At 69.8% G+C, this 24,263-nt stretch carries 23 protein-coding genes; 18 read left to right on the top strand and 5 right to left on the bottom strand.

Features of this window, described 5'->3' with window-relative positions:
- The first annotated feature begins 36 nt into the window (after nucleotides 1-36).
- From AB0N06_RS10975 to AB0N06_RS10985, 3 genes are read left to right on the top strand one after another with little or no spacing between them, the layout of a single operon-like run.
- Entirely contained in the window at nucleotides 37-789 is a 753-nt protein-coding gene (locus AB0N06_RS10975; protein WP_366134378.1) for a lysophospholipid acyltransferase family protein, read from the top strand.
- Entirely contained in the window at nucleotides 786-1,796 is a 1,011-nt protein-coding gene (locus AB0N06_RS10980; RefSeq protein ID WP_366134379.1) for an NAD(P)H-dependent glycerol-3-phosphate dehydrogenase, read from the top strand. Before AB0N06_RS10975 ends, AB0N06_RS10980 begins: the two co-directional genes overlap by 4 nt.
- 60 nt (nucleotides 1,797-1,856) lie before the next feature.
- Nucleotides 1,857-3,014, top strand: coding sequence for a D-alanine--D-alanine ligase family protein (locus AB0N06_RS10985; RefSeq protein WP_366134380.1), 1,158 nt, complete (start codon nucleotides 1,857-1,859; stop codon nucleotides 3,012-3,014).
- A 7-nt stretch (nucleotides 3,015-3,021) separates the two neighbouring features.
- Here AB0N06_RS10985 and AB0N06_RS10990 read toward each other — a convergent pair whose 3' ends face one another.
- The gene (locus AB0N06_RS10990; protein WP_366134381.1) at nucleotides 3,022-3,510 is read right to left on the bottom strand and encodes a DUF3515 domain-containing protein; all 489 of its coding nucleotides are present in this window, start codon (nucleotides 3,508-3,510) and stop codon (nucleotides 3,022-3,024) included.
- Nucleotides 3,511-3,530: 20 nt separating this feature from the next.
- Nucleotides 3,531-3,764: an Lrp/AsnC ligand binding domain-containing protein gene (locus AB0N06_RS10995; protein WP_358861084.1), complete on the bottom strand. Its 234-nt coding sequence runs from the start codon at nucleotides 3,762-3,764 to the stop codon at nucleotides 3,531-3,533.
- Nucleotides 3,765-4,084: 320 nt separating this feature from the next.
- Here AB0N06_RS10995 and AB0N06_RS11000 point away from each other — a divergent pair, with 320 nt between their 5' ends.
- Nucleotides 4,085-5,056 carry a thiamine-phosphate kinase gene (locus AB0N06_RS11000; RefSeq protein WP_366134382.1) on the top strand — a complete coding sequence of 324 codons (972 nt, stop codon included), beginning with the start codon at nucleotides 4,085-4,087 and terminating at the stop codon, nucleotides 5,054-5,056.
- Nucleotides 5,057-5,066: 10 nt separating this feature from the next.
- Nucleotides 5,067-5,882 carry a bifunctional hydroxymethylpyrimidine kinase/phosphomethylpyrimidine kinase gene (gene thiD, locus AB0N06_RS11005; RefSeq protein ID WP_366134383.1) on the top strand — a complete coding sequence of 272 codons (816 nt, stop codon included), beginning with the start codon at nucleotides 5,067-5,069 and terminating at the stop codon, nucleotides 5,880-5,882.
- A 103-nt stretch (nucleotides 5,883-5,985) separates the two neighbouring features.
- On the opposite strand, the gene rpmB is transcribed toward thiD, so the two are convergent.
- Entirely contained in the window at nucleotides 5,986-6,171 is a 186-nt protein-coding gene (rpmB, locus tag AB0N06_RS11010) for a 50S ribosomal protein L28 (RefSeq protein ID WP_030928661.1), read from the bottom strand.
- 257 nt (nucleotides 6,172-6,428) lie between these two features.
- On the opposite strand from rpmB, the gene AB0N06_RS11015 reads away from it, so the two are divergent.
- The 9 genes from AB0N06_RS11015 (at nucleotide 6,429) to mutM (ending at nucleotide 15,873) form a co-directional block, all read left to right on the top strand.
- Nucleotides 6,429-8,066: a DAK2 domain-containing protein gene (locus tag AB0N06_RS11015; protein ID WP_366134384.1), complete on the top strand. Its 1,638-nt coding sequence runs from the start codon at nucleotides 6,429-6,431 to the stop codon at nucleotides 8,064-8,066.
- 309 nt (nucleotides 8,067-8,375) lie between these two features.
- Complete coding sequence (recG, locus tag AB0N06_RS11020) at nucleotides 8,376-10,595, top strand: ATP-dependent DNA helicase RecG (RefSeq protein WP_366134385.1); 2,220 nt, start codon at nucleotides 8,376-8,378, stop codon at nucleotides 10,593-10,595.
- A gap of 113 nt (nucleotides 10,596-10,708) precedes the next feature.
- Complete coding sequence (gene rsmD / locus AB0N06_RS11025) at nucleotides 10,709-11,293, top strand: 16S rRNA (guanine(966)-N(2))-methyltransferase RsmD (protein WP_366134386.1); 585 nt, start codon at nucleotides 10,709-10,711, stop codon at nucleotides 11,291-11,293.
- A 26-nt stretch (nucleotides 11,294-11,319) separates the two neighbouring features.
- Nucleotides 11,320-11,799 (top strand): pantetheine-phosphate adenylyltransferase, encoded by a 480-nt coding sequence (coaD, locus tag AB0N06_RS11030; RefSeq protein WP_366134445.1) that lies wholly within the window; start codon nucleotides 11,320-11,322, stop codon nucleotides 11,797-11,799.
- A gap of 98 nt (nucleotides 11,800-11,897) precedes the next feature.
- Entirely contained in the window at nucleotides 11,898-12,971 is a 1,074-nt protein-coding gene (locus AB0N06_RS11035) for a cell division initiation protein (RefSeq protein ID WP_366134387.1), read from the top strand.
- Nucleotides 12,972-13,158: 187 nt separating this feature from the next.
- Nucleotides 13,159-13,830: a DUF177 domain-containing protein gene (locus AB0N06_RS11040; RefSeq protein WP_366134446.1), complete on the top strand. Its 672-nt coding sequence runs from the start codon at nucleotides 13,159-13,161 to the stop codon at nucleotides 13,828-13,830.
- 2 nt (nucleotides 13,831-13,832) lie between these two features.
- Entirely contained in the window at nucleotides 13,833-14,006 is a 174-nt protein-coding gene (gene rpmF / locus AB0N06_RS11045; protein WP_003965982.1) for a 50S ribosomal protein L32, read from the top strand.
- 19 nt (nucleotides 14,007-14,025) lie between these two features.
- The gene (gene rnc / locus AB0N06_RS11050) at nucleotides 14,026-14,850 is read left to right on the top strand and encodes a ribonuclease III (protein WP_366134388.1); all 825 of its coding nucleotides are present in this window, start codon (nucleotides 14,026-14,028) and stop codon (nucleotides 14,848-14,850) included.
- Nucleotides 14,851-15,009: 159 nt separating this feature from the next.
- Entirely contained in the window at nucleotides 15,010-15,873 is an 864-nt protein-coding gene (gene mutM / locus AB0N06_RS11055; RefSeq protein WP_366134389.1) for a bifunctional DNA-formamidopyrimidine glycosylase/DNA-(apurinic or apyrimidinic site) lyase, read from the top strand.
- Here mutM and AB0N06_RS11060 read toward each other — a convergent pair.
- Together AB0N06_RS11060 and AB0N06_RS11065 are read right to left on the bottom strand one after the other, a co-directional pair.
- Complete coding sequence (locus AB0N06_RS11060) at nucleotides 15,870-16,274, bottom strand: helix-turn-helix domain-containing protein (RefSeq protein WP_366134390.1); 405 nt, start codon at nucleotides 16,272-16,274, stop codon at nucleotides 15,870-15,872. The two genes, mutM and AB0N06_RS11060, sit on opposite strands and share 4 nt — an antisense overlap.
- Before the next feature lie 117 nt (nucleotides 16,275-16,391).
- Complete coding sequence (locus AB0N06_RS11065) at nucleotides 16,392-17,312, bottom strand: CAP domain-containing protein (protein WP_366134391.1); 921 nt, start codon at nucleotides 17,310-17,312, stop codon at nucleotides 16,392-16,394.
- 148 nt (nucleotides 17,313-17,460) lie between these two features.
- Here AB0N06_RS11065 and AB0N06_RS11070 point away from each other — a divergent pair, with 148 nt between their 5' ends.
- The 4 genes from AB0N06_RS11070 to AB0N06_RS11085 all read left to right on the top strand — a co-directional run bounded on the left by AB0N06_RS11070 (nucleotide 17,461) and on the right by AB0N06_RS11085 (nucleotide 24,201).
- Complete coding sequence (locus AB0N06_RS11070; protein ID WP_358861072.1) at nucleotides 17,461-17,742, top strand: acylphosphatase; 282 nt, start codon at nucleotides 17,461-17,463, stop codon at nucleotides 17,740-17,742.
- A gap of 440 nt (nucleotides 17,743-18,182) precedes the next feature.
- Nucleotides 18,183-18,395, top strand: coding sequence for a hypothetical protein (locus AB0N06_RS11075; protein WP_018551753.1), 213 nt, complete (start codon nucleotides 18,183-18,185; stop codon nucleotides 18,393-18,395).
- A 305-nt stretch (nucleotides 18,396-18,700) separates the two neighbouring features.
- Nucleotides 18,701-22,546, top strand: coding sequence for an AAA family ATPase (locus AB0N06_RS11080; protein WP_366134392.1), 3,846 nt, complete (start codon nucleotides 18,701-18,703; stop codon nucleotides 22,544-22,546).
- A gap of 236 nt (nucleotides 22,547-22,782) precedes the next feature.
- Nucleotides 22,783-24,201 carry a sugar porter family MFS transporter gene (locus AB0N06_RS11085; RefSeq protein WP_366134393.1) on the top strand — a complete coding sequence of 473 codons (1,419 nt, stop codon included), beginning with the start codon at nucleotides 22,783-22,785 and terminating at the stop codon, nucleotides 24,199-24,201.
- The last annotated feature ends 62 nt before the right edge of the window (nucleotides 24,202-24,263 follow it).

Genomic DNA, 24,263 nt, shown 5'->3' on the forward strand with positions numbered 1-24,263 from the left:
GGCATACGCGTCAGGTCCGTAGAGGAAGGTGTCCGAGTGTCCGGCCGCAGAATCGGCTTCTGGTACCGCCTGGCGGCGGTCATCGCGAAACCGCCGCTGGTGGTTCTGTTCAAGCGTGACTGGCGGGGAATGGAGCACATTCCGGCCGAAGGCGGATTCATCACTGCGGTCAACCACAACTCGTATCTGGACCCGCTCTCCTACGGTCATTTCCAGTACAACACCGGCCGGGTGCCGCGGCTCCTCGCCAAGGCGGGGCTCTTCAAGACCCCCTTTGTCGGAATGATGCTGCGCGGCACCGGACAGATCCCCGTATACCGCGAGACGACCAATGCGCTGGACGCCTTCCGGGCCGCCGTCGACGCCATCGAGCGCGGCGAATGCGTCGCCTTCTATCCGGAGGGGACCCTCACCCGCGACCCCGACATGTGGCCGATGGCCGGCAAGACCGGGGCCGCCCGCGTCGCGTTGATGACGAAGGCCCCGGTCGTCCCCGTTGCCCAGTGGGGCGCGAACCTGGTGATGCCGCCGTACGCCAAGGAGAAGAAGCTCCAACTCTTCCCGCGCAAGACCCTCCAGGTGCAGGCCGGTCCGCCCGTCGACCTCTCCCGGTTCTACGACAAGGAGCCGACGCCCGAGGTCCTGCGCGAGGCGACCGAGGTCATCATGGCCGCGGTGACCGCACAGCTGGAGGACATCCGCGGCGAGAAGGCGCCCGCCGAGCTCTACGACCACCGCAAGGCGCGTGCCGAACAGCGACGCAAGGCCGAAGGAGAGGTACCCAAGTGACGCACCCCGTAAAGGCAGCCGTCTTCGGAACCGGCTCATGGGGTACGGCCTTCGGCATGATCCTCGCCGACGCCGGCTGCGAGGTCACCCTCTGGGGCCGCCGCGCCGAGGTCGCCGAGGCCATCAACACGACCCGTACCAACCCCGAATATCTGCCGGGAATTGAACTCCCCGAGTCCATCCGGGCCACCACCGACGCCGCCCGGGCGCTGCGCGGTGCCGACTTCGCCGTACTCGTCGTGCCCTCGCAGACGCTGCGCGCCAACCTCGCCGACTGGGCCCCGCACCTCGACCCCGACACCGTCCTCGTCTCGTTGATGAAGGGCGTCGAACTCGGCACCGCGAAGCGGATGAGCGAGGTCATCGAGGACGTCACCAAGGTCTCCGCGGACCGTGTCGCCGTCGTCACCGGACCCAACCTGGCCAAGGAGATCGCTGAACGCCGCCCTGCCGCGGCCGTCGTCGCCTGCCAGGACGAGTCGGTGGCCCAGCGCCTCCAGGCGGCCTGCCACACCCCGTACTTCCGCCCGTACACCAACACCGATGTGGTCGGCTGCGAGCTCGGCGGCGCGGTGAAGAACGTCATCGGTCTCGCTGTCGGTATCGCCGACGGGATGGGGCTCGGCGACAACGCCAAGGGCTCGCTCATCACCCGCGGCCTCGCCGAGACCACCCGGCTCGGTCTCGCCATGGGCGCCGACCCGCTGACGTTCTCCGGACTCGCGGGCCTCGGTGACCTCGTGGCGACGTGCTCCTCGCCGCTGTCGCGCAACCACACCTTCGGCACCAACCTCGGCCGCGGCATGACGCTGGAAGAGACCATCGCCATCACCAAACAGACCGCCGAGGGCGTCAAGTCCTGTGAATCGGTGCTCGATCTGGCACGCCGGCACGGCGTCGACATGCCCATCACGGAGACGGTGGTCTCCATCGTCCACGAGGGCAAGCCGCCGATGGTCGCTCTGGGCGAGCTGATGTCGCGCAGCGCGAAGGCCGAGCGGCACTGACGCCCGACCGGCCCCGGTGACGCTGACGCGACCCGTACCAGCAGGTACGCTCATCGTGATATGAGCAGCGAGAACCTCCCCCAGAGCCCGGAGCAGCAGCTCCGCAAGCCGCGTGTGGCCGTCGTGTTCGGCGGCCGCAGCTCCGAACACGGCATCTCGATCGTCACGGCCGGCGCCGTCCTGAATGCCATCGACCGGACGAAGTACGACGTCCTGCCGATCGGCATCACGACGGACGGCCGCTGGGCGCTCACCGCCGACGAGCCCGAGCGCATGGCCATCACGGACCGGAAGGTGCCGGACGTGGCCCAACTGGCCGAGTCCTCCGAGGGCAGCGTGGTGCTCTCCGTCGACCCCGGCAGCCGTGAAGTGGTGTACAGCGAGCCCGGTTCGGTCCCCAAGGCGCTCGGCGAGGTCGACGTCGTCTTCCCCGTGCTGCACGGCCCGTACGGCGAGGACGGCACTCTTCAGGGACTACTGGAGCTTTCCGGTGTGCCGTACGTGGGTGCCGGTGTGCTCGCCTCGGCGGTCGGCCAGGACAAGGAATACATGAAGCGGGTGTTCACGTCGTTCGGGCTGCCCGTCGGCCCGTACGTCGTCGTCCGCCCCCGCGAATGGGACAATGACCGTCTCTCCGCCCGCAAGCGCATCGTGGACTTCGCCGGGGAACACGGCTGGCCGCTCTTCGTCAAGCCCGCGCGGGCCGGCTCGTCCATCGGCATCACCAAGGTCGACGACGTCTCCGGACTCGACGAGGCGATCGAGGAAGCCCGCCGCCACGACCCCAAGTTCCTCGTCGAGTCCCTGCTGCGCGGCCGCGAGATCGAGTGCGGGGTGCTGGAGTTCGAGGACGGACCGCGTGCCAGCGTGCCCGCCGAGATCCCGCCCGTCACCTCGCACGACTTCTACGACTTCGAGGCCAAGTACATCGACTCGGCGTCCGGGATCGTGCCCGCCCCGCTCACCGAGGAGCAGACCGCCGAGGTCCAGCGGCTCGCGATCGACGCGTTCGAGGCCGCGTCCTGCGAGGGCCTGGTGCGCGCCGACTTCTTCCTCACCGAGGACGGCACGTTCGTCATCAACGAGATCAACACGCTGCCGGGCTTCACTCCGATCTCCATGTACCCGCGGATGTGGCAGGAGAGCGGTGTGAGCTACCAGGAGCTGGTCGACCGGCTGATCCAGGCGGCGTTGACCCGGCCCACCGGCCTGCGCTGACCCGGCGCTACACGCTGCTGGGGATCGTCTTCCTGACAGCCGGGGCGAACGCCGCGATCGGGCTGGCGTCATGGGCGTACGCCGTCGAGAGCGTCACCTCGACATATGCCTTGCGATAGGTCGTGGTGAAGCGCGGACCGGCGTCCTCCGGCTGCTCCAGCAGCCAGTTGACGCCGTCCGCCTCGGTCCCCTTGGCCATGGGATCGTCCATCTTCGCGGGCCGGTCGACACCGCAGCGCAGTACGATCGCCCCGTCCCCCCAAGAGGCGGTCAGCACGGACTTCGGCCCGGAGTCGTCACGGTTCTGTCCGGCAACGGTCTCCGGTAGCTCCTTGTGCAGGGCACCGCAGTAGGCTGCGGCTTCCGGCATCGGGGTGGGGACCGTGATCGACGCCGCGGCGTCCGTTGTGGAGCAGCCCGCCGCGGCCAGCATCAGAACGGCAGCGGACGGACCGAGAAACACGGGGCGGCGGAGCCGGCGGCGGAAGGACGTCACCGGCCCAGCGTAGACGGGGGCTACAGGTGGACGACCGGGCAGGTCAGGGTTCTGGTGATGCCTTCCACCTGCTGGACCTTGGCGACCACCATGCGGCCGAGTTCATCGACTGTGCCGGCCTGCGAGCGCACGATCACGTCGTAGGGGCCGGTGACGTCCTCTGCCTGGATCACTCCCGGGATTTTCGCGATGGTCTCGGCGACGGTCGACGCCTTGCCCACCTCGGTCTGAATAAGGATGTACGCCTGTACCACGGAACCTCCAGGGCGGCCACGAGGATCATGTGGGGGAAAGAGACGCCACGGTATCGCGTTGCCGAGGGCGGCGGGGAGACCTGTGGAACGGATGACGTCCACAGCGTGGCGCACGGATGCCATGAGTTGACGTATGCCTTGACAGTACCGACAGCACTGAAGGTCCGCGAGTGCAAGCGCAGCGGTGCGGACGGGCGACAGGCATGCCGGTGACAACGGGGGCAGACTGCTCCCGGCGGCGGCCGGGCCACGGCCCGGACCACCGGCGGCCGACCCAGACCGGACGTCCGTCCGGCGCGACAGATGAGAGGTGAGACTCGGTGAAGGGAACCGTGGGCGAGTTGGGGGAGTTCGGGCTCATCAAGGAGCTCACGTCCCGGCTCACCAGCACTCCGGCGGTACGGCTCGGACCTGGCGACGACGCCGCAGTCGTGGCCGCTCCCGACCGCAGGGTCGTGGCCAGTACGGACATCCTGGTGGAGGGACGGCACTTCCGCCGCGACTGGTCGACGGCGTACGACGTCGGACGCAAGGCCGCCGCACAGAACCTCGCCGACATCGCCGCCATGGGCGCCGTCCCCACCGCGCTGCTGCTCGGCCTGGTCGTCCCGGCCGAACTCCCGGTCACCTGGGCGGGCGAGTTGATGGACGGCATCCGTGACGAGTGCCAGGTCGCGGGCGCGGCCGTGGTCGGCGGTGACGTCGTCGGCGGGGAGACCATCACCGTCGCGATCACCGCACTCGGCGATCTGCGCAACCATGAACCCGTCACCCGGGCCGGCGCCCGACCCGGCGATGTCGTCGCCGTCACCGGCTGGCTCGGCTGGTCCGCCGCCGGGTACGCGGTCCTCTCCCGCGGCTTCCGCTCGCCGCGCGCTTTCGTCGAGGCCCACCGGCGCCCCGAACCGCCGTACCACGCGGGCCCCGCGGCCGCCGGACTCGGCGCCACCGCCATGACGGACGTCAGTGACGGACTCGTCGCCGACCTCGGACACATCGCCGAGGCCAGCAAGGTCCGGATCGATCTGCGGTCCGGGCTGATCGACATCCCTTCGCAGATGTCCGACATCGGCCAGGCGGTCGGCGTGGACCCGCTCCAGTGGGTGCTCACCGGGGGAGAGGACCACGCGATCGTCGCGACCTTCCCCCAGGACGTGAAGCTGCCCGCCCGCTGGAAGGTGATCGGCGAGGTCCTCAACCCGTCGGCGCTGCCCCAGGTGACGGTCGACGGGGCCCCTTGGACCAGCAAGGGCGGCTGGGACCACTTCGGCGGCATCGAGGACGCCCAGTAGATTGAGGCGTATGCCCGTACCTTCTGACGCACCGCAGGTACCGCTTGCTCCACCCCGTGTGCTCACCGTCGCCGGATCCGACTCCGGCGGTGGTGCGGGCATTCAGGCCGACCTCAAGACGATGCTGGCGCTCGGCGTGCACGGCATGAGCGTGATCACCGCGGTGACCGCGCAGAACTCACTGGGCGTCCAGGGCGCATGGGAGCTGCCCGTGGAGGCGGTACGGGCCCAGTACCGCAGCGTCGTCGACGACATCGGAGTCCAGGCGGTGAAGACCGGCATGCTCGCGTCGGCCACCCTCGTCGAGACCGTCGCCGCACTCCTCGCGGCAACGGACGCCCCGGTGGTCGTCGACCCGGTGGGGGTCTCCAAGCACGGTGATCCACTGCTCGCTGCCGAAGCCCTCGATTCCGTACGGACGAAGCTGCTGCCGGTCGCCACGGTGGCAACCCCCAACCTCGACGAGGTGGCGCAGCTCACCGGCGTGACGGTCACGGACGAGACCGGAATGCGGCAGGCCGCGGCAGAGATCCTGGGATACGGGCCGCGCTGGGTCGTCATCAAAGGCGGTCACCTGCCCGGCGAACCGGTCGACCTCCTCACGGACGGCACCGCCGAGCACTGGCTGCGCGCCCCCCGCGACGACAACCGGCACACGCACGGCACGGGCTGCACCCTCGCCTCCGCGATCGCCTGCGGGCTGGCCCGGGGCAACGACGTACCGGCGGCCGTGCGGGCCGCGAAGGCGTACGTCACCGGGGCGATCGCGGCGGGCTTCCCACTGGGCACCGGGATCGGCCCGGTCCGGCACGGCTGGCAGCTGTAACGGCCTCCCCCGCGACAGGAAGTGGGGGAGCACAGCAAAAAGCCGGTCCACCGAGATGGACCGGCTTTTTGGGCAACCGGAAGGCTGCGCTACGACGGGAACGTCAGCGCGCGACCTTGCCGGCCTTGATGCACGAGGTGCAGACGTTGAGCCGCTTCGGCGTCCGACCGACCACGGCACGCACGCGCTGGATGTTGGGGTTCCAGCGACGGGACGTACGGCGGTGCGAGTGCGAAATGTTGTTGCCGAAGCCCGGCCCCTTGCCGCAGACGTCGCAGTTGGCAGCCACGGGTCACTCCAAAGACTTCAGGTGCACTTACAGTGAATTCCGGCGCGCCGGAATCATTTGACTGAAGTGGCGGTACCGGAGGAAAGGCCCGACTCTCATCGGGCAACCGAAGCAGCATACAACGGCCGCGTCGGTAGAACGAAACTACCATGGGTTTCCCCGCCGTCTGCCCCGCCCCTGTCCCTGCCGGACGCACCGGGCGGGACTAGTCTGCGGGTCAGTCCGCCCGCACGGCCGCTCTCCAGGAGGAACACCAGGTGCCGCAGACCGCCGACGACATGGACGCCGTCGCGGTGCGTACCTGGTGCTCACTGGCGCTGGAGGCGTTGGGCCGGGAGCGTGAGGCGATCGACGCGATCAACGTCTACCCCGTCGCGGACGGGGACACCGGCACCAACCTCTATCTGACGGTGGAATCGGCGGCGGCCGCCGTCGAGGCGGTCTTCGCCGCCCATGAGACCGGTATGTCCGTGCCCGCCCTCGCCGATGTCGTACGGGCCATGGCACACGGGGCGCTGATCGGCGCCCGCGGCAACTCCGGCACGATCCTTGCGCAGCTGTTGCGCGGCATGGCGGAGGTGCTGGCCGACGGGCACGACGCGGACCATCTGCGCCGCGCCCTGACCCGGGCCGCCGAGGCCGCCCGGCAGGCCGTCGCGCACCCTGTCGAGGGCACGGTGCTGACCGTGGCCACGGCGGCCGCCGAGGCCGCCGGGCGGACGGCGGGCGACCCGAGACCGGAAGCGGTCGCGCAGGCGGCGTACGAAGGGGCGCGTACGGCACTGGACGCGACCCCCGGGCAGCTTGCCGTCCTCGGGCGGGCGGGAGTCGTCGACGCCGGAGGCCGTGGCCTGGTGACCGTCCTGGGGGCGCTTGTCGAAGCGGTCTCCGGTGAGGCGCCCGCACGCGGGACCTGGGCGACGCCCGACATCGCCCCCGTGACCGCTGCCGCCGCCGACGACTGCGCGGCAGGCGGGCCGGCGGAAGGACCCGCCTTCGAGGTGATCTATCTCCTGGAGGCCCGGGACGACGCCGTCGACCGGCTGCGGGCCCGGCTCGACGGGCTCGGCGACTCGCTCGTCGTGGTCGGTGGCGACGGGCTGTGGAACGTCCACGTCCATGTCGACGATGCCGGTGCGGCGGTGGAGGCCGGGGTCGAGGCGGGCAGGCCGTACCGGATCCGGATCACCCACTTCGGCGCCGACCGGGTCCACCCCCACCGCGGCGAGCCCGCGCAGCGCGGTGTCGTCGTGGTGGTCCCGGGCGACGGGCTCTCCGGGCTGTGCACGGAGGCCGGCGCGACCACGGTGCTCGCCCGCCCCGGAGAGCCGCCCGCCAGCGGTGAGCTGGTCGATGCGATCCGTCGCGCCCACGCCCGCGAGGTGGTCCTGCTGCCCAACGACGCGGAGCTGCGCCACACGGCCGCGGCGGCCGCGGAGCAGGCCCGTACGGAAGGCATCCGGGTCGCCCTGATCCCGACCCGCGCCGCAGTCCAGGGCATCGCGGCGCTCGCCGTCCACGAACCGGACCGCAGCTTCGACGAGGACGTGGTGGCGATGACCGCCGCGGCCGGCGCCACCCGGTACGCCGAACTGGCCGTCGCCGAGCGGCAGTCGTGGACCATGGCGGGCATCTGCCAGGCCGGCGACATCCTGGGGCTGATCGACGGCGATGTGGCGGTCATCGGGGAGGACGTGGCCGGTACGGCCCGGGCCGTGCTCGACCGGATGCTGTCGGCGGGCGGTGAACTCGTGACCCTGGTCCTGGGCGAGGACGTGCCGGACAGCCTGGCGGAGGCGCTGCAGGAGCATGTGCGTGAGGGGTACCTGGCGGTGGACACGGTGGTGTACCGGGGCGGCCGCCAGTGCGCTCCCCTGCTGATCGGGGTGGAGTAGCCCCCCGGGGCGGGCCCGGTCCCTCCTTCCCCGGAGCAGAGGTGAGGGGAGAGAGGATCGACCAGTCCGAGCAGAGCCACCTGGAAGGTGTGCGGCGACCGGGCGGAGAAGGACGCGGAGGACGAATCCGGAGACGCGGAGTTCGCTCAGGTCTCGGATGTCGTCGCCGCGGCGCCGGTGGGGGCCGGGCGATGCCGCGGGGGGTGATCGCGAGCGAGGAGCCGCAGACCGGTCCCAGGGGGTACGCAGACGTTTCCGACCAGGGGCTTCCGGTGGTGCGGGCGACTTCTGTCAGTGGCTTGGTGTGCAATGGATCGCGTGTCCGCGTTCGATGAACCCCTGAAGAAGCTGCTCGGCGGTGCCACCGCGAAGGTGATGGCCGAGTACCTCGACCTGCACACGGTCGGTGATCTGCTGCACCACTACCCGCGGCGGTACGAGGAGCGCGGCCAGCTCACCGCGCTGGCCGACCTCCCGCTGGACGAGCACGTGACCGTCGTCGCCCAGGTCGCCGACGCGCGGATCATGGTGTTCAACAACGGCAGGGGCAAGCGCCTGGAGGTGACCCTCACCGACGGCAGCGGCCGGCTGCAGCTGGTCTTCTTCGGCCACGGCGTGCACAAGCCGCACAAGGAGCTGCTGCCGGGCCGCCGGGCGATGTTCGCGGGCAAGGTCTCCGTCTTCAACCGGAAGATGCAGCTCGCGCACCCCACGTACCAGCTGCTCGACACCGCGGACGCCGACGAGGCCACGGAGGCGGTGGACGCCTTCGCCGGACGGCTGCTGCCCATCTATCCCGCCTGCAAGCAGCTCGACTCCTGGCGGATCGCCAAGGCCGTCGACACCGTGCTGCCCAGCGCCCGGGACGCCGTCGACCCGCTGCCGCTCCCGCTGCGCGAGGGGCGCGGCTTCACCCCGCTGTCCGAGGCGCTGCTGAAGATCCACCGCCCGCAGACCAAGGCGGACATCGCCGACGCCAGGGACCGGCTGAAGTGGGACGAGGCGTTCGTCATGCAGGTCGCGCTCGCCCGCCGACGGTACGCGGACACCCAGCTCCCGGCGGTGGCACGCAGCCCCAGGCACGGCGGACTGCTCGACGCCTTCGACGCCAAACTGCCGTTCACCCTCACCGAGGGCCAGGAGAAGGTCTCCAAGGAGATCTTCGACGACCTGGCGACCGAGCACCCGATGCACCGGCTGCTGCAGGGCGAAGTCGGGTCCGGGAAGACCATGGTCGCGCTGCGCGCCATGCTCGCCGTCGTCGACGCGGGCGGACAGGCCGCGATGCTCGCCCCCACCGAGGTGCTCGCCCAGCAGCACCACCGCTCCATCACCGACATGATGGGCGAGCTCGCGGAAGGCGGAATGCTGGGCGGCTCCGACCTCGGTACGAAGGTGGTGCTGCTGACCGGGTCCATGGGGATGGCGGCCCGCCGTCAGGCGCTGCTGGACCTGGTCACCGGCGAGGCCGGGATCGTGATCGGCACGCACGCGCTGATCGAGGACAAGGTGCAGTTCCACGACCTGGGGCTGGTCGTCGTCGACGAGCAGCACCGCTTCGGAGTGGAACAGCGCGACGCGCTGCGGTCCAAGGGAAAGCAGCCGCCGCACCTGCTGGTGATGACCGCCACCCCCATTCCCCGTACGGTCGCGATGACAGTCTTCGGCGACCTGGAGACGTCCGTCCTGGACCAGCTGCCGGCGGGCCGCTCGCCGATCGCCAGCCATGTCGTCCCCGCCAAGGACAAGCCGCACTTCCTCAGCCGCGCCTGGGAGCGGGTCCGCGAGGAGGTCGGCAACGGGCATCAGGCATACGTCGTCTGCCCCCGGATCGGTGACGACGCCGACGACGAGGCCGAGAAGAAGAGCAGGAAGAAGGCCGCGGAGAAGGCGGCCGAGGAGGACGGGGAGAAGCGCCCGCCGCTCGCGGTCCTGGAGATCGCCGAACAGCTCACCAAGGGCGCCCTCGCCGGTCTGCGTATCGAGGTGCTGCACGGCCGGATGAACCCTGACGACAAGGACGACGTGATGCGGCGCTTCGCCGCGGGCCAGGTCGACGTCCTCGTCGCGACGACCGTCATCGAGGTCGGGGTCAACGTCCCCAACGCCACCGCGATGGTGATCATGGACGCCGACCGGTTCGGCGTCTCCCAGCTCCACCAGCTCCGCGGCCGGGTCGGCCGGGGCTCCGCCGCCGGCCTCTGTCTGCTCGTCAGCGAGGCGCACGAGGCGAGCCCCGCGCGCGCCCGGCTCTCCGCCGTCGCCGCCACCCTCGACGGCTTCGAACTGTCCCGGATCGACCTCGAACAGCGCCGTGAGGGCGATGTCCTCGGCCAGGCCCAGTCCGGCGTCCGCACGTCCCTGAGGGTGCTCTCCGTCATCGACGACGAGGAGGTCATCGCCGCAGCCCGCGAGGAGGCCGTGACGATCGTCGCGGCGGACCCGGACCTGGCCCGCCTGCCGGAGCTGCGCACCGCGCTGGCCGCCCTGCTCGACAAGGAGCGCGAGGAGTATCTCGACAAGGGCTGAGTTCAGGGGACGCACGGGGCATTCGGGCCCCAGCGGGCCCGAAGCCATATCGTGGGATGCACGGCGCCCGCCCCACCCCGGCGGGCCACCCCCGACCCGAGGATCAGACACCCATGACCCGCGTGATCGCCGGCTCGGCCGGCGGACGCCGCCTGGCCGTCCCGCCCGGCACCGGCACCCGCCCCACCTCCGACCGCGCACGCGAGGGCCTGTTCTCCACCTGGGAAGCGCTCCTGGGCACCCTGGAGGGCATCCGAATCGCCGATCTGTACGCGGGCTCCGGCGCCGTCGGTCTCGAAGCGCTCTCCCGCGGCGCGGTCCACGCCCTGCTCGTCGAGGCCGACAACAAGGCCGCCCGCACGGTCCGGGACAACGTCCGTACGCTCGGTCTGCCCGGCGCCGAAGTCCGTACCGGCAAAGCCGAACAGATCGTGACAGGACCGACGCCCGCGGACCCGTACGACGTGGTCTTCCTGGATCCGCCGTACGCCGTCACCGATGGCGATCTTGGCGAGATACTGCTCACACTCCGTGCTCAGGGCTGGCTCACGGACGATGCCCTCGTCACCGTGGAACGGAGCACCAGAGGCGGAGAATTCAACTGGCCCAAGGGATTCGAGCCACTGCGGGCCCGTCGCTACGGCGAGGGAACGCTTTGGTACGGTCGCGCCGCCTCTACGTGCGAAGACGCACGATGACCGCACCGGAGAGCGAGGGACTCAAGTTGCGCCGCGCCGTCTGTCCGGGGTCGTTCGACCCCATCACCAACGGACACCTCGACATCATTGGCCGCGCCTCGAAGCTGTACGACGTCGTACATGTCGCGGTGATGATCAACCAGTCCAAGAAGGGCCTGTTCACGATCGACGAGCGGATCGAGCTGATCCGTCAGGTCACCGCGGACTTCGGCAACGTCGAGGTCGAGTCCTTCCACGGCCTCCTGGTCGACTTCTGCAAGCAGCGCGACATCCCGGCGATCGTGAAGGGCCTGCGGGCCGTCAGCGACTTCGACTACGAGCTGCAGATGGCCCAGATGAACAACGGCCTCTCCGGGGTCGAGACGCTCTTCGTTCCGACCAATCCCACGTACAGCTTCCTGTCATCCTCCCTGGTCAAGGAGGTCGCGGCCTGGGGCGGCGACGTCTCGCACCTGCTGCCGCCGCTGGTCCACGAGGCACTCGTCGAACGTCTCGCCCAGCAGTGATGCGCTGACAGTCCGTCACCCGGTGTCGGACGGGCGCCGACTGGCCGTACAGTCGTGCCATCCGTCTCCAATCAGCAGTAGAGAGTGGCGAGCACACGGTGGACGTGCAGAAGAAGCTCGACGAGATCGTCGAAGCGGTCGGGAACGCCCGGTCCATGCCCATGTCGGCGTCGTGCGTGGTCAACCGCGCCGATCTGCTCGCCATGCTCGAAGAGGTACGTGAAGCCCTCCCCGGCTCACTCGCCCACGCCCAGGAGCTCATCGGCGGCCGGGAGCAGATGGTCGAGCAGGCCCGGCAGGAGGCCGAGCGGATCATCGAGGGCGCCCACGCCCAGCGCGGCTCACTGATCTCCGACACCGAGATCGCCCGGCAGTCCCAGGCCGAGGCCGACCGCATCCTCGGCGAGGCTCGCCGGGAGGCCGACGAGGTGCGCGCCGAGGCCGACGAGTACGTCGACAGCAAGCTCGCCAACTTCGAGGTCGTCCTCACCAAGACCATCGGCTCCGTCGACCGGGGGCGCGAGAAGCTCCTCGGCCGCGGCCAGGGCTTCGACGAGCACGGGTACGAGGACCCCGACTTCGCCGAGGCCCCCGAGCGCAGCGCCGACCCGGAGACGCTCCGGCGCCGCGCCGACGAGTACGTGGACACCAAGCTCGGCGCGTTCGAGGCCGTGCTCGCCAAGACCCTGGAAGCGGTCGGCCGCGGCCGGCAGAAGCTGCACGGCCGGGTCGCCACCGACGAGCTCGGCGCGCACATGGCCGCCCAGGACGCCGCGGGCAGTCACGGCCACACCAGCGACGAGGACCACTGGGCCGGTCTCGCCGAGCTCGCCACCCCGGAGCCGCAGCCGGTGTCCCAGCCGGTCCAGCCGCACTTCCCGGCACAGGCGCAGCCGAGCTACCCGGAGACGTACGCGTACCAGGAGCAGCCGCAGCAGGACATGTACGGGTACCAGCAGCAGCCGGACCCGTACGCCGCCTATCAGCCACAGGGCTACGACGAGGGCCAGGCACAGCTGCAGCCGCAGGGGTACGAGGGCTGGCAGCAGCCGATGCCGGCGGCGCACCAGCCCCTTCCGTCGCAGGGCGAGAGCGCCCTCGACGAGACCAGCCTCTTCGACACCAGCATGATCGACATCGATCAGCTCCGCCGGTACGAGCAGGAGCGCTGACCGGGGCGGCCAGGAAGCAGACCGAACGCGACCGATTCCGGCCGGTTCGCGGCCGGAATCGGACCCGGTTGGGAGCAGGCTAACGCGTCCAGTATCCTGGTTGTTCGGTCGCGCGTACATCTGCGATCTCGGCTGCCCGCTTCACGTTCCGATCCGGTCGGCCCCTCCCCACGGTGCGCTTTGCGCCATGCATACGATTTCGAAAGCAGGAAAAGCCCTGAACGGCCACCTCGACCACCGAAACCCTCTCGTGTTCGATACGCACGAGCTGGGTCGGCGTCCCGGTGCCCTCCTGCGGCTGACCCGCTCGGTGGACGCGCCCGAGGACCTCGGTATCGACGGGGTCATCGGTGTGCCGGAAGGCTCCCCCGTGGAGCTGGAACTCCGCCTCGAATCGGTCATGGAAGGGGTGCTTGTCACAGGCACCGCCCGTGCGTCGGCCGAGGGGGAGTGCGTAAGGTGTCTGGAGCCGCTGCGCCAAGAGGTTGCGGCGGACTTCCAGGAGATGTTCTCGTACCCTGACGCCGATGACCGGGGCCGCAGCAAGGTGGCGGACCCGGCCGACGACGCCGAGGACGACGAGGACAGGCTCTTCCTCGAGGACGGCTTGTTCGACCTCGAACCAGTGCTGCGTGATGCGGTGGTGCTTGCACTGCCGATGCAGCCGGTGTGCCGGGAGACCTGTGCCGGCCTGTGTTCCGAATGCGGGATCAGGCTGGACGAGAACCCCGGTCACCACCACGATGCCGTCGACATCCGTTGGGCGGCATTGCAAGGACTCGCCGAGACCGTTCAGGACGGCGAGAAGGACAACATGGGCGGCGCCGAAGCGGGCGTCGACGAGAAGCAGGAGAAGTAGCCGTGGCTGTTCCGAAGCGGAAGATGTCGCGCAGCAACACGCGCCACCGCCGGTCGCAGTGGAAGGCTGCGGTCCCCACCCTGGTTTCGTGTGAGCGTTGCCAGGAGCCGAAGCTGCAGCACATCGCGTGCCCCAGCTGCGGCACGTACAACAAGCGCCAGGTCCTCGAAGTCTGAGCGGCTGGTGAGAGGCCCGATGTCTGAGTTGTCCCACGCCAAGAAGCAGGCAGACAACGTCAACACAGCCTCGTCCCACACGCTTCTGGAAGGGCGGCTCGGGTATCACCTCGAGTCCGCCCTTCTGGTGCGTGCGCTGACCCACCGTTCCTACGCATACGAGAACGGCGGCCTGCCCACCAACGAGCGGCTCGAATTCCTCGGGGATTCGGTCCTCGGCCTGGTGGTCACGGACACGCTGTACCGCACCCACCCCGACCTGCCCGAAGGCCAGCTGGCCAAGTTGCGGGCCGCGGTGGTCAACTCGCGTGCACTTGCGGAGGTCGGCCGCGGCCTCGACCTCGGCTCCTTCATCCGGCTCGGCCGGGGCGAAGAGGGTACGGGCGGCAGGGACAAGGCATCCATCCTCGCCGACACGCTTGAAGCGGTGATCGGCGCGGTCTATCTCGATCAGGGCCTCAGTGCGGCCTCGGAGCTGGTTCACCGGCTCTTCGACCCGCTGATCGACAGGTCCTCCAATCTCGGCGCCGGCCTGGACTGGAAGACCAGCCTCCAGGAGCTCACCGCGAGCGAGGGCCTCGGAGTCCCCGAGTACCTCGTCACGGAGACCGGCCCGGACCACGAGAAGACCTTTACTGCTGCTGCTCGCGTCGGTGGTGTCTCGTACGGCACCGGCACCGGCCGTAGCAAGAAGGAAGCGGAGCAGCAGGCGGCGGAGTCCGCCTGGCGCGAGATCAGCGCCGCTGCGGAGCAGCGGGAGGCCGCGGCGAAGGCCGCAGCCGACGGAGGGGCCACCGACACCCCTGCCGGCCCGCTGCCGTCCACGGACGTCACTCCGGCCTGACCTGGGAACCCCTCGGCGCCTTGTGCACCGGGGGGTTCTTCCTGTCCGAACCCGGGGCGTGACCGCACAGTCACACCCCGGGTCCGTCCGGCGGATCAGGGCCGTACACGCCATTCGCCGGTCGGTCTTAAACTGTTCAGTCTCTTGAGGAGCCATTCCGTGCCCGAGCTGCCTGAGGTCGAAGTCGTACGGCGCGGTCTCGATCGCTGGGTCACCGGCCGCACGGTCGGTGAGGTCGAGGTCCTGCACCCGCGCGCGGTCCGCCGCCATCTCGCGGGTTCCACGGACTTCGCGGCCCGGCTCAGCGGCAGCCGCTTCGGCACGGCCATGCGTCGCGGCAAGTACCTGTGGGTTCCGCTGGACGACGACTCCTGCTCGCTCCTCGGCCACCTCGGCATGAGTGGTCAGTTGCTCGTACAGCCGCAGGACACCCCCGACGAGAAGCATCTGCGGATTCGGATCCGCTTCGACGACGCCCTCGGCACCGAGCTGCGCTTCGTCGACCAGCGGACCTTCGGCGGGCTCTCCGTCCACGAGAACACCCCGGACGGGCTGCCCGACACCATCGCGCACATCGCCCGCGACCCGCTGGACCCCGCCTTCGACGACGCGGCGTTCCACACCGCTCTGCGTCTGCGCCGTACGACGGTCAAGCGTGCCCTGCTCGACCAGTCGCTGATCAGTGGCGTCGGCAACATCTACGCGGACGAGGCGCTCTGGCGCACCAGGCTGCACTATGACCGGCCCACCGCGACCCTGACCCGGCCCAGGTCGGCCGAGCTGCTCGGCCATGTCCGCGACGTGATGAACGCTGCGCTCGCGCAGGGCGGCACCAGCTTCGACAGCCTCTACGTCAATGTGAACGGCGAGTCGGGCTACTTCGACCGGTCGCTCGACGCGTACGGGCGCGAGGACGAGCCCTGCCACCGCTGCGGTACGGCGATACGCCGCCGCCCGTGGATGAACCGCTCAAGCTACTACTGCCCGCGCTGCCAGCGCCCGCCGCGGGCCAACACGCACTAGAGCATGACCTCGCGCGCCGCGTCGTAATGGCTGCGGGCGTCGAGGACCTCGGGCATCCGGCTCTCGACGAGCTGGATCAGCCCGAGCAGCCGACCGGCGACCTCGCGTCCCAGCGGGGTCAGCTCGTAGTCGACGCGCGGCGGATTGACGGGCTGCGCCTCCCGGAGGACGAGGCCGTCCCGCTCCAGTGCGTGAAGCGTCTGGGAGAGCATCTTCTCGCTCACCCCGTCGACCCTGCGGCGCAGCTCGTTGAAGCGGGCACTCGTCTCGTACAGCGCGGTCAGCGTCAGGCTGCCCCAACGCCCGGTGACGTGCTCCAGCGTGCCGCGCGAGGGGCACTGCCGGGAGAACACGTCGAAGGGCAGGCTGTCGGCGCCGCCCCGCGGGGTGGTCTCGTCCATGAGAAGCAGCTTACGCCCGCACAGCGCTCCCTTTTGGAGTGCGCTGTGCCGGCGTAAGTGATGAGGTGAAGTGCGGCCCATGCGGTCCGGGAGGAATCCCGGAGGGCCCCGGAAGGATCAGAAACCGAAGTCCTGAGTCCACCAGGGGCCGCCGGAGCCGAAGTGCACTCCCACGCCGAGGGTCTTGTAGTCACAGTTGAGAATGTTTGCGCGGTGGCCCTCGCTGTTCATCCAGGAGTCCATCACCGCCTGTGCGTCCGCCTGGCCGCGGGCGATGTTCTCGCCGCCGAGCCTCGTCACACCGGCCTTCGACGCGCGGTCCCAGGGGTTCCGGCCGTCGGGGTCGGTGTGGTCGAAGAAGCCGCGGGCCGCCATGTCGTCACTGAAGTTCTGGGCGAGCGAGGCGAGCGGGGCACTGGTCGTGACCGGGCTGCAGCCGACCTTCGCGCGCTCCTGGTTGACCAGCGCGAGCACGGCGGCCTGGGCGGAGATGTCGCCGGCCGGGGTCGTGGCGCTGCGCGCCGGAGCTGCGGCAGAGGTCGTCGGCGCCGCCGAGGCCGTGGCGGACGGCGCGGAACCGGTCGTCCCGGCCGCCGCGGGCGCCTTCGTCCGCTCCGTCCGCTCGGCCGTCTTCGAAGGGGAGGCGGACGGCGTGGCCGAGGCGCTGGGGGAGCCCGGCCGTTCGGACTTCCGGGGCACCGGGGAACTCCTGGTGCTGCGGCCGGCCTCGGCCGACGCGATACCGCGGTCGGCCGGAGCGGTGGTGGAACCGCCCTGCGTCAGCAGGTCCGGCGCTCCCTGGGAGCGGATCTGGTTGGTCGCCGCGCCACCGGTCACGTGGTACGTGCCGCCGTCGGGCAGCAGACCCGAAGCCACGGCCACGGCTCCGACGGCCATCGCAGCGGAGACGCCGATCAGTCCCGCACGCACGGGCGTGCGGGACCGCTTCCTGTGGCGCGTGCGGGCTTTCGCGGCCGCGGACGTGTCAGCGGCCGAACCGGCCACGGGACCTGCGGCGGAGCGTCGATGGCGTCCCATCTGCTGTCCCCTTCTGACGGTCTGGACGCCGGAATCGGCGTCAATACGCCTCACCCGATCGAGTGAGGCTCTGGTTTCGACGGGACTGTACGCCATGGCTCAACGAGGCGACGTACCCCTTGAGTAATGGGGCGGTTAGCGTTCGGCCATGAACGAAGATGTACGACTCACCGCCTGGGTGCGCGGCCGAGTACAGCAAGTAGGGTTCCGGTGGTTCACCAGGGCAAATGCTTTGGAGATCGGTGGCCTCACCGGATTCGCCCTCAATCTCGACGACGGCCGAGTGCAGGTTGTCGCCGAAGGGCAACGTGAGAATTGCCACCGCCTGCTGGAGTGGCTGCGCTCCGACGACACACCCGGACGCGTGGATGGAGTCACTGAGATCTGGGGCACCCCGCGCGGCGGTTACGAGGGGTTTGCGATCCGCTGATCCCGTTCCGAATGGGGTCCGAATTCGGGGTCGTGTTCGGACCGTGTTCGACAGGCGGCGAGCGGTGACGAGAAGGGCCGCTCATCTGCGTGCACATGAAATGACCTGCGGAAGGACCGGACAGTTGCCAAGATTCGGTTGCCGTGCCAGGCTGCGGCAGTAAGGATGATCTCCACGCCCCCCCAGGGCCCCGCAGGAGAGTCGCGCCGCGTGATCGTCAAGCCGCGCGCCCCCGGGTCACCCGCGTCTGCGGGGTGTGATCGTGTTGACCGTCAAACTTTTTGGTGAGACGCTGAAAACCCCGCGCACCTTAGCTGTTTGGCAGAGTTCTTTGGCAGCAGAACCGCAGTGATGACAGAGCACTGCCGAGCACCGCGGGTGCGATTCCCTCACGACCCACACCGCATCGGTCGGTCACTCAGTGTGGAGGACCATCCATCATGGCAAAGGCGCTTCTCGGTTACGTCGGCGGTTCCGACCCGCGACTCCTCGCCGAGATGCGACGGCTCCAGCAGCGCGTCCAGGACCTGGAATCCGAGCTCGTACGGATCCAGGACGAGAACGACGCGCTCAACGCCGCCGCCCAGCACCAAGAGTCGCTGCTCGACAGCATCGACATCGACGTACCTCAGGCGGAGCCGGCGCTGACCTGACCGAGGGCCCACAGGGGCCGGTCGGGCTGCTCGCGTCAGCCGTCTGAGTTCATCACCGGATCGTCACCGGAATCGTCACCGGATCATTGAAGATCATCACTGTGATCTGTCGCCTTCTTGATCCGCCGCGTTCTTTGATCCGTCACGCAGCACGTCGCAAGATTTGCAAGGGGCGCTTCGGCGTCCCTTCTTTCTTTTGCCCGACTGCGACAGGCCCGCCCCGGACATACACCCCTTCCCTTACCGTCTGATGTGCCCTGCACCTTCATCAGCGAAACCGAGAGCGAAAGGTAGAGTCCGGCGGCGTGCATCTCAAGGCCCTGACCCTGCGTGGTTTCAAGTCGTTCGCCTCCGCCACGACCCTGCGGTTCGAACCCGGGATCACCTGCGTCGTCGGTCCCAACGGTTCCGGCAAGTCCAATGTGGTGGATGCGCTCTCCTGGGTCATGGGTGAGCAGGGAGCCAAATCCCTGCGCGGCGGCAAGATGGAGGACGTGATCTTCGCCGGCACCACCGGGCGGCCGCCGCTCGGACGCGCCGAGGTGTCGCTGACCATTGACAATTTCGACGGCGCGCTGCCTATCGAGTACGCCGAAGTGACGATCACGCGGATCATGTTCCGCAACGGCGGCAGCGAATACCAGATCAATGGGGACACCTGCCGGCTCCTCGACATCCAGGAACTTCTCTCCGACTCCGGTATCGGCCGGGAGATGCACGTCATCGTCGGACAGGGCCAGCTGGACTCCGTACTCCATGCCGATCCGATGGGGCGCCGCGCATTCATCGAAGAAGCCGCTGGTGTGCTCAAGCACCGCAAGCGGAAAGAGAAGGCGCTGCGGAAGCTGGACGCGATGGGAGCCAATCTGGCCCGTGTCCAGGACCTCACGGACGAACTGCGGCGGCAGTTGAAGCCGTTGGGCCGGCAGGCGGCCGTCGCCCGGCGGGCCGCCGTCATTCAGGCCGATCTGCGCGACGCAAGGCTGCGGCTGCTCGCCGACGACCTGGTGCGGCTGCACGACGCGCTGCGCGGCGAGATCGCCGACGAAGCGGCGCTGAAGCAGCGTCGGGAGGCGGCGGAGGCGGAGCTGAAGGCGGCCCTGACGCGGGAGGCGGAGCTGGAGGACGAGGTACGACGGCTGGCGCCGCGCCTGCAGCGGGCCCAGCAGACCTGGTACGAGCTGTCGCAGCTCGCCGAGCGGGTACGCGGCACGATCTCGTTGGCCGACGCCCGGGTGAAGAGCGCCGCCGCCGCGCCCGAGGAGGAGCGGCGCGGTACGGGATTCAGGGACCCGGAAAGCATGGAGCGCGAGGCCGCCCGGATCCGGGAGCAGGAGGCTGAGCTGGAGGCCGCGCTGACGGCGGCGGAACACGCGCTGGAGGACACCGCTGCCCACCGGGCCGAGTTGGAACGGGAGTTGGCGGCCGAGGAGCGCAGGCTCAAGGACGCGGCCCGCGCCATCGCCGACCGGCGCGAAGGGCTCGCCCGGCTGACCGGGCAGGTCAACGCGGCGCGCAGCCGGGCCGGTTCGGCGCAGGCGGAGATCGACCGGCTGGCCGCCTCGCGTGACGAGGCGCAGGAGCGGGCGGTCAGGGCGCAGGAGGAATACGAGCAGCTCAAGGCCGAGGTGGAGGGGCTGGACGCGGGTGACGCGGAGCTGGGCGAGCGCCACGACGCCGCCAAGCGGGAGCTCGTCGAGGCGGAGTCGGCCCTCTCCGCCGCCCGGGAGGCCGCCACCGGCGCGGAACGGAAGCGGGCGGCGGTCGCGGCCCGGCACGACGCCCTGGCCCTTGGCCTGCGCCGCAAGGACGGCACGGGCGCGCTGCTCGCCTCGCGCGACAGCCTGTCGGGTCTGCTCGGCCCGGCCGCGGAACTGCTGACGGTGGCCCCTGGCCACGAGGTCGCGGTCGCGGCGGCACTGGGCGCGGCGGCGGACGCGGTGGCGGTGACAGACCCGGCTGCGGCAGCGGACGCCATCCGGCTGCTGCGCAAGCAGGACGCGGGGCGGGCGGCGTTGCTCTTGGGGGGTGCGAGCGCCGGTGCGCCCGAGGCTGATACGGGGCAGGTGCCCGTCCAGGGCGGGGCCGCGACGCAGCAGGTACCCGGGCAGGCTTCGGCGCCCGCCGCGGCCGGGGACGTCCCGCACCGGACCGCCGAGTCCGGTGCGGGGCACGTACCGGGGCAGGCCGCCGGGCAGGACCGGGCGGTCCACACCGGTGCGGCGCACGCGCCCGGCCACCACGTCGGCCACGTACCCGCGCCGGGTCCGGCCCCCGACGTCCCCTCCCACGGCCCCGCCGGCCGCCCCGAGGCACCCGGCCACGTGCTCCGTGCCGCTGTCCCGGACGCCCCGCCCGCAGTCGCCGATCTTGTCCGCGGACCCGCTGAGCTGATGGCTGCCGTGCGCCGGCTCGTGCGTGGCATGGTCGTCGTGCCCACGCTGGAGGACGCCGAGGATCTTGTTGCCGAGCATCCCGAGCTGACCGCCGTGACCGGTGAAGGAGACGTCCTCGGGGCGCACTTCGCGCACGGCGGTTCCGCCGGGGCGCCCAGCCTGCTCGAAGTGCAGGCCTCCGTCGACGAGGCCGCCGCCGAACTGGCGGACCTCGCTCTCCGGTGCACCGAACTGGCCGAGGCCCAGCGCCTCGCGGGAGAGCGACGCAGTGCCTGCGCCGCGCTCGTCGAGGAGCTGGGGGAGCGGCGCAGGGCCGCCGAGCGGGAGAAGTCCGGGGTGGCCCAGCAGCTCGGTCGGCTCGCCGGGCAGGCCCGCGGCGCCGCGGGCGAGGCCGAGCGGTCGGCCGCCTCCGCCGCCCGCGCCCAGGACGCCCTGGAGCGGGCGACCGAGGAGGCCGAGGAGCTGGCCGAACGGCTGCTCGTCGCAGAGGAGATGCCGGTCGAGGAGGAGCCGGACAACTCCGTGCGCGACCGGCTCGCCGCCGACGGTGCCAATGCTCGCCAGACCGAGATGGCGGCCCGGCTCCAGGTCCGTACCCACGAGGAACGGGTCAAGGCACTTGCCGGGCGTGCGGACTCCCTCGACCGCGGTGCCCGCGCCGAACGCGAGGCCCGTGCCCGTGCCGAGCAGCGTCGCGCCCGGCTGCGCCACGAGGCTGCGGTGGCCTCGGCCGTTGCCTCCGGTGCCCGTCAACTTCTCGCCCATGTCGAAGTGTCCGTCGAACGGGCCGGGCAGGAGCGGGTCGCCGCCGAGGCAGCGAAGGCGGAGCGCGAGCAGGAACTGATCGTCGAGCGTGGCCACGGACGTGAGCTCAAGGGCGAGCTGGACAAGCTGACCGACTCCGTCCACCGTGGTGAGGTGCTCGGCGCCGAGAAGCGGCTGCGGATAGAGCAGCTGGAGGCGAAGGCCCTTGAGGAGCTGGGCGTGGAGCCGGCCGGGCTTGCCGCCGAGTACGGCCCCGACCAGCTGGTGCCTCCGTCGCCGGCCGCGGAGGGTGAGGAGCTGCCGGAGGACCCGGAGCACCCGCGCAACCAGCCCAAGCCGTTCGTCAGGGCGGAGCAGGAGAAGCGGCTGAAATCCGCAGAACGGGCGTATCAGCAACTCGGCAAGGTGAATCCGCTCGCCCTTGAGGAGTTCTCGGCACTGGAGGAGCGGCACAAGTTCCTCTCCGAGCAGCTCGAAGACCTCAAGAAGACCCGGGCCGATCTGATGCAGGTCATCAAGGAGGTCGACGAGCGGGTCGAGCAGGTGTTCACGGAGGCGTACCGGGACACGGCACGTGAGTTCGAGGGCGTCTTCTCACGGCTCTTCCCGGGCGGTGAGGGGCGGCTCATCCTGACCGATCCGGACAACATGCTGGCGACCGGGGTCGATGTCGAGGCGCGCCCGCCGGGCAAGAAGGTGAAGCGGCTCTCCCTGCTCTCGGGCGGCGAGAGGTCTCTGACGGCTGTGGCGTTGCTGGTCTCGATCTTCAAGGCCCGGCCGAGTCCGTTCTATGTGATGGACGAGGTCGAGGCGGCGCTCGACGACACCAATCTGCAGCGGCTGATCCGGATCATGGAGGAGCTCCAGGAGAGCTCGCAGCTCATCGTGATCACGCATCAGAAGCGGACGATGGAGGTCGCGGACGCGCTGTACGGCGTCTCGATGCAGGGTGACGGCGTCTCCAAGGTCATCAGCCAGCGGCTCCGCTGAGGCTTTACTAAGAGGCCGCCCCCCATGTGCCGGTCGGTCTATATCTTCAGGTCTTCGACACACCCTTTGCGTGATACTGCGTATCAGCTGAACACTCAGGCATTTGACTTCGAAACTTGAAGGCATACTCTCTGATACGTCGTTTTTATCTTCAAGTGGTGGTGCCTTTCGAGGTATGCGCCACTTGGAAGAGTTCCCCCCACGCCTGACGACGCGGCCAGGCACCAGGAGTTCATGTGACCAGCACATCGCAGACACCAGGATCCGGAGCCCGCGCGGCCCATCCGGAACACCTCGGCCACGTCATCTTCATTACGGCAGCCGCTGCGATGGGCGGCTTTCTCTTCGGCTACGACAGCGCCGTGATCAACGGCGCTGTCGAGGCGATCCGGGACCGCTACGGCATCGGCTCCGGAACGCTGGCCCAAGTGATCGCCATCGCCCTGATCGGCTGCGCCATCGGCGCCGCCACGGCGGGCCGTATCGCCGACCGGATCGGCCGCATCCGCTGCATGCGGATCGCCGCGGGACTCTTCACCATCAGCGCCATCGGCTCCGCGCTCCCGTTCGCCCTCTGGGACCTGGCCTTCTGGCGGATCATCGGCGGCTTCGCGATCGGCATGGCCTCGGTGATCGGCCCGGCCTATATCGCCGAGGTCTCGCCCGCCGCCTACCGTGGCCGGCTCGGCTCCTTCCAGCAGGCCGCGATCGTCATCGGGATCGCCATCTCGCAGCTGGTGAACTTCGGCATCCTGCAGCTCGCCGACGGCAAGCAGCGCGGAACGATCGGTGGCCTCGAGGCCTGGCAGTGGATGCTCGGCGTCATGGTCGTACCGGCGCTCCTCTACGGCCTGCTGTCGTTCGCGATCCCCGAGTCGCCGCGCTACCTGATCTCCGTCGGAAAGAACGAGAGGGCCAAGGAGATTCTCTCCGAGGTCGAGGGCAAGGAAGTCGACCTCGACGCCCGCGTGGCCGAGATCCAGGCAGCCATGCACCGCGAGCACAAGTCCACCTTCAAGGACCTGCTCGGCAGCCGCTTCGGCTTCCTGCCGATCGTCTGGGTCGGCATCGGTCTCTCGGTGTTCCAGCAACTCGTCGGCATCAACGTGGCGTTCTACTACTCGGCAACGCTGTGGCAGTCCGTCGGTATCGACCCGACCACCTCGTTCTTCTGGTCGTTCACCACATCGATCGTCAACATCATCGGTACGGTGATCGCGATGGTCCTCGTCGACCGAGTGGGCCGCAAACCGCTCGCGCTCGCGGGCTCCACCGGCATGGCGATCGCACTGGCCTGTGAGGCCTGGGCCTTCTCCGCCGAGCTGGTCAACGGCAAACTCCCCACCACTCAGGGTGTTGTCGCCCTCGTCGCGGCCCATGTCTTCGTGCTCTTCTTCGCCTTGTCATGGGGTGTGGTGGTCTGGGTCTTCCTCGGTGAAATGTTCCCGAACAAGATCCGCGCCGCCGCGCTCGGTGTCGCCGCGTCCGCTCAGTGGATCGCCAACTGGGCGATCACCGCGAGCTTCCCGAGCCTGGCCGACTGGAACCTGTCGGGCACCTACATCATCTACACCTGCTTCGCCGTGCTCTCGATCCCCTTCGTGCTCAAATTCGTGAAGGAGACCAAGGGCAAAGCGTTGGAGGAGATGGGCTGATCCCCGCTGCCCCTCTGGACGATCACGCGTCCCCGGCCCGCGCCCGCGGGCCGGGGACGCGT

The organism is Streptomyces sp. NPDC051020, from assembly GCF_040683105.1.
In the GTDB taxonomy this organism is placed as follows: Bacteria; Actinomycetota; Actinomycetes; order Streptomycetales; family Streptomycetaceae; genus Streptomyces.